This window comes from Mesorhizobium sp. M0563 (assembly GCF_040321065.1).
In the GTDB taxonomy this organism is placed as follows: Bacteria; Pseudomonadota; Alphaproteobacteria; order Rhizobiales; family Rhizobiaceae; genus Mesorhizobium.
Genome location: NZ_JAMYQV010000014.1, coordinates 1 through 5,000, shown reverse-complemented (window position 1 = coordinate 5,000; position 5,000 = coordinate 1). Strand labels below are relative to the sequence as shown.

Sequence of the window (5,000 nt, the reverse complement as noted above, 5' to 3'; positions counted from 1 at the left end):
GCACTGGATGGGCTAGGGGTCCTCACCGGATTACCAAACCTAACCAAACTCCGAATACCTGGGAGTAATAGTCGGCAGACACACGGCGGGTGCTAACGTCCGTCGTGAAAAGGGAAACAACCCTGACCTACAGCTAAGGTCCCCAAGTTATGGCTAAGTGGGAAAGGATGTGAGGATCCCAAAACAACCAGGATGTTGGCTTAGAAGCAGCCATCATTTAAAGAAAGCGTAACAGCTCACTGGTCTAAATAAGGGTCTTTGCGCCGAAAATGTAACGGGGCTAAAGCCATACACCGAAGCTTAGGGTTTGCAGCAATGCAAGCGGTAGCGGAGCGTTCTGTAAGCTGATGAAGCCATACCCGTGAGGGATGGTGGAGGTATCAGAAGTGCGAATGCTGACATGAGTAACGTAAGGGGAGTGAGAGACTCCCCCGCCGAAAGTCCAAGGGTTCCTGCTTAAAGCTAATCTGAGCAGGGTTAGCCGGCCCCTAAGTCGAGGCAGAAATGCGTAGACGATGGGAACCACGTTAATATTCGTGGGCCTGGAGGAAGTGACGGATCATTGAGGTAGTCCAATCTTATCGGATTGAAAGGGCTGCTGCGTGGTTCCAGGAAATAGCTCCTCCTTATAGACCGTACCCGAAACCGACACTGGTGGACTGGTAGAGTATACCAAGGCGCTTGAGAGAACTATGCTGAAGGAACTCGGCAAATTGCACGCGTAACTTCGGAAGAAGCGTGACCCTTTCATGCGCAAGCATGGGAGGGTGGCACAGACCAGGGGGTAGCGACTGTTTATCAAAAACACAGGGCTCTGCGAAGTCGCAAGACGACGTATAGGGTCTGACGCCTGCCCGGTGCTGGAAGGTTAAGAGGAGGGGTGCAAGCTCTGAATCGAAGCCCCAGTAAACGGCGGCCGTAACTATAACGGTCCTAAGGTAGCGAAATTCCTTGTCGGGTAAGTTCCGACCTGCACGAATGGCGTAACGACTTCCCCGCTGTCTCCAGCATAGACTCAGTGAAATTGAATTCCCCGTGAAGATGCGGGGTTCCTGCGGTTAGACGGAAAGACCCCGTGCACCTTTACTATAGCTTTACATTGGCATTCGTAGTGGCATGTGTAGGATAGGTGGTAGGCTTTGAAACCTGGGCGCCAGCTCAGGTGGAGCCACCCTTGAAATACCACCCTTATCACTATGGATGTCTAACCGCGGCCCGTTATCCGGGTCCGGGACAATGTATGGTGGGTAGTTTGACTGGGGCGGTCGCCTCCTAAAGAGTAACGGAGGCGCGCGATGGTGGGCTCAGAACGGTCGGAAATCGTTCGCTGAGTGCAATGGCATAAGCCTGCCTGACTGCGAGACTGACAAGTCGAGCAGAGACGAAAGTCGGTCATAGTGATCCGGTGGTCCCGCGTGGAAGGGCCATCGCTCAACGGATAAAAGGTACGCCGGGGATAACAGGCTGATGACCCCCAAGAGTCCATATCGACGGGGTTGTTTGGCACCTCGATGTCGACTCATCGCATCCTGGGGCTGGAGCAGGTCCCAAGGGTATGGCTGTTCGCCATTTAAAGCGGTACGTGAGTTGGGTTCAGAACGTCGTGAGACAGTTCGGTCCCTATCTGCCGTGGGTGTAGGAATATTGAAAGGATCTGTCCCTAGTACGAGAGGACCGGGATGGACGGATCTCTGGTGGACCTGTTGTGGCGCCAGCCGCATAGCAGGGTAGCTATATCCGGACGGGATAACCGCTGAAGGCATCTAAGCGGGAAACCCACCTTAAAACGAGTATTCCCTGAGAACCGTGGAAGACGACCACGTTGATAGGCCGGGTGTGGAAGAGCGGCAACGCTTGAAGCTTACCGGTACTAATAGTTCGATCGGCTTGATCGTTCTCATTCCTAATGCCCATTTCTGGCGACAATCCTTGGATTGCGCCGAGATGGATGGCACAGAAAACAGCTTCTCGAGCAACGTGCGTTTTGCCGACCTGGTGGTTATGGCGGAGCGGCTGCACCCGATCCCATTCCGAACTCGGCCGTGAAACGCTCCAGCGCTGATGGTACTTCGTCTCAAGACGCGGGAGAGTAGGTCGCTGCCAGGTCTGCCAAGCGCACGTTGTTTAATCTTCTCCTTACGAACAGGCCCGCCAACGGGACTCCGGGCCGCGCAAGCGGCCCTTTCATTTGGCGGAAGCTTGAATTCAGTGAGCCAAGGCTTACTTCTAGGGTTGACGCGGGGTGGAGCAGCGCCCCGTCCGCCCACAAGGCGAAGGCCTTGAGGACGGACAAAACAAAAAAGCCCGGGCTGCCCGGCCGGCGTTCGCCGTGAAGTTGACGCGGGGTGGAGCAGCCCGGTAGCTCGTCAGGCTCATAACCTGAAGGTCACAGGTTCAAATCCTGTCCCCGCAACCAAAGTACGAAAACGGCCCGCCTTGTGCGGGCCGTTTTCGTATGCACTGAAGTGCCGCGACAGGACACTTAGCATTCCGCAGCCAATCTTTCGCGTATGTGTTCCGATCCACCTCTCATACGTCGGGCGAATGGCCGATCGGGATTTACGACGCGCCAAAAGGGCGCGCTGCCGTCTTGACTGATATGCACCAAGTGCCGCCGCACAGTCACTGGGCAGCAGGCGTCTGCTCCGTATTTTGCCGCGAGCTTACGTCGTAACTCTGCAAGGTCCGACAAGTGGCCAGGTCGCGCAGCCCGGAGCTCGTCTGCGACCATGTTCTCCGTTGGGATCAGCATGCTCTGCGTAAGGTTTTTGCCTTTGAGTCGCGTTCTGACCACCGGCAATTCGCTCATAATTCACCTCCAGGAACTCCCCTACTGAAGACGAATAAGAATGCCGCAATCCGACAAAATCTCGGATTGATTTGATTGCCGTGGCTCGAGGCCACAGCCGTGAACCCACAAAGACGCCTCCGGCCGGCACCAATTCCTTGCAATGCACACATCAAAACCCCCGCTTGCCTTATGGCGCCGGTTACGAAACGGAACTTTACGTCTTCGCCGACATGGCTCGAACTGCAGCTCTAGCCGGCATCCCGGTTGGTCAAAGCGATGTGGCAGCAGCCGGAACCGTGGCCCGGCGTCCAGGTGACGTTGTCGAAGCGCACTCCGGTGGCCTCGAACAGGCCGCGGTCGAAGGCGCCGGCGATGCGGCAGAGCGTGGCGAGCTTCTTGTCGCCAACGCCGGCTTCGACCCAAGCGTCCTTCAGCGGACAGCGCTTGACCTTGAAGGCGATGCGGCCTTGGCCGCGTTCGACGTCGGTCGGATACATGCGGCCGCCATCCGGGCTGACGGCGAGGAACGCCTCGCCGATTACCGGTGCGTCGTTCGGGCCGAAATCGGCGAAGGCCGACGCCGCAACCTCCTTGCCGCGCCGTTCGATGGTGCGGATCATGATAGCCTCAGCCTTTTCCGCGCCAACTTCCGCGGTTAGCTCGTCGAGCAACAGACGATAGAGATCGGCGCGGTTACGGAAGGCGGAATCGAGTTCGCGCGACAGTTTTTCGGCTCGGGCTTCGACGTCGGTCATGATGCGTCCTGTTCGATCCTTGACAGTCTTGGCGCTGCCGCCACCAGCGCCTTGCCGATCGCGGATTGCGGCGCGTCGATGACGGTACGGGCATCGCCGCTCTCGGCAATGCGCCCGGCGTCCAAAATGGCGACGCGGTGGGCGATGGCACGGACGACACCGAGATCGTGCGAAATGAACAGATAGGCGATGCGCTCCTCGCGTTGAAGGTCGAGCAGCAGCCGCAGGATCTGCCCGCGCACCGAAACGTCGAGCGCCGACACGGCCTCGTCGAGCACGACCAGCGACGGTTTTGTGGCGATCGCGCGGGCGATTGCGACGCGTTGGCGTTGGCCGCCGGAAATTTCGTGAATGGCGCGGCCGGCGAGACCGGGACTGAGGCCGACGCGTTCCAGCAGAGCGGCGATACGGCGCGGGCGCTCGGCACGAGAGGCAATGTGGTGGATGCGCAAGGGGTCGTCGAGCACGCGGGCCACCGTGGCGCGCGGGTTCAAGGCGGCGAGCGGATCCTGAAACACCATCTGCAGACGAGCGCGCCGGTGGCGCAAGGCAGCGCCGTTCATTGACAGGAAGTCGCTGCCTTCAAATTCGATATGGCCGGCGTCGGGTTCGATGAGCCGCAGCATCAGCCGGGCTATCGTCGACTTGCCGCTGCCTGAAGGTCCGGCCAGCGCCAGCGTCTCGCCAGCTTCGATGTGGAAGGAAACGTTATCTGCCGCGGCAATGATCTTGCCGCCGCGAGGGTATCGTTTGGTCAGGCCGGAAACGGCGAGCAGAGGACTGGTCATGTTCGCTGCAACAGCGGCTCGGCGTCGAGGCCGAGATGAGCGTCAAGCAGCGCCCGAGTGTAAGTGTGCCGCGGCGCACTGACGACCTGCGCCGTCGCACCGAGTTCGATCAATTCGCCATTCCGGAACACGGCGATGCGCCCCGCCAGCTCAGCGGCCAGCGCGATGTCGTGGCTGACGAACAACAGCGTCATGCCGTCCTCGGCCACCAATTGCCGAATTAGCGCGACGATCTCGGCCTGCACGATGGTGTCCAGCGCGCTGGTCGCCTCATCGGCGATCAGCAGTTTCGGGCCGGACGCGATTGCCGCGGCGATGGCGACGCGCTGCTTCTGGCCGCCGGAAAGCTGGTGTGGAAAGGCATGCATAGCCGCATTGGGGTCGGGCAGACGGACCCGTTCAAGCAAGTTTTGGGCCTTCGCGTAGGCTTGCGGCCAATTGAGGCCGAGGTGGGTGTAGGCGACCTCGGCGATCTGCTTGCCAATTGGCATCACCGGGTCAAGGCTCGCCGATGGATCCTGGAAGATGAAGCCGATGTCACGGCCGCCGATTGAAGCATGGTCGCGAAGACTTGCAGGCTGACGTCCCGTCGCACCCCCCTCTGTGGGGGGGGGGGCGAGGGGGGGGGGGGGGGGGGGGGGTGTGGGGGGCGCAGAGAGGGGGGGG

At 59.6% G+C, this 5,000-nt stretch carries 3 protein-coding genes, 1 tRNA gene and 2 rRNA genes (1 of these 6 running past the window's edge); 3 read left to right on the top strand and 3 right to left on the bottom strand.

The genetic code is table 11. The features are described 5' to 3' along the window. The 3 genes from NKI50_RS18280 to NKI50_RS18270 form a co-directional block, all read left to right on the top strand. Positions 1 to 1,895: ribosomal RNA gene (locus NKI50_RS18280) — 23S ribosomal RNA — on the top strand (it extends 912 nt beyond the left edge of the window). A gap of 96 nt (positions 1,896 to 1,991) precedes the next feature. Continuing rightward, positions 1,992 to 2,106, top strand: a 5S ribosomal RNA gene (rrf, locus tag NKI50_RS18275). Positions 2,107 to 2,339: 233 nt separating this feature from the next. Beyond that, a tRNA-Met gene (locus NKI50_RS18270) sits at positions 2,340 to 2,416 on the top strand. Positions 2,417 to 3,039: 623 nt separating this feature from the next. Here NKI50_RS18270 and NKI50_RS18265 read toward each other — a convergent pair. From NKI50_RS18265 to NKI50_RS18255, 3 genes are all read right to left on the bottom strand, one after another. Beyond that, entirely contained in the window at positions 3,040 to 3,546 is a 507-nt protein-coding gene (locus NKI50_RS18265; RefSeq protein WP_352717265.1) for an L-2-amino-thiazoline-4-carboxylic acid hydrolase, read from the bottom strand. Next, positions 3,543 to 4,334 (bottom strand): ATP-binding cassette domain-containing protein, encoded by a 792-nt coding sequence (locus NKI50_RS18260; RefSeq protein ID WP_352483559.1) that lies wholly within the window; start codon positions 4,332 to 4,334, stop codon positions 3,543 to 3,545. Before NKI50_RS18260 ends, NKI50_RS18265 begins: the two co-directional genes overlap by 4 nt. Beyond that, positions 4,331 to 5,000: ATP-binding cassette domain-containing protein (locus NKI50_RS18255; RefSeq protein ID WP_502900373.1), on the bottom strand; the 670-nt coding region annotated here is incomplete at its 5' end. The genes NKI50_RS18255 and NKI50_RS18260, both read right to left, overlap by 4 nt.

Bases quoted from the DNA above. Each gene is read 5' to 3' on its own strand.
- NKI50_RS18265 (WP_352717265.1), bottom strand. From the start codon at position 3,546: ATGACCGACGTCGAAGCCCGAGCCGAAAAACTGTCGCGCGAACTCGAT.
- NKI50_RS18260 (WP_352483559.1), bottom strand. From the start codon at position 4,334: ATGACCAGTCCTCTGCTCGCCGTTTCCGGCCTGACCAAACGATACCCT.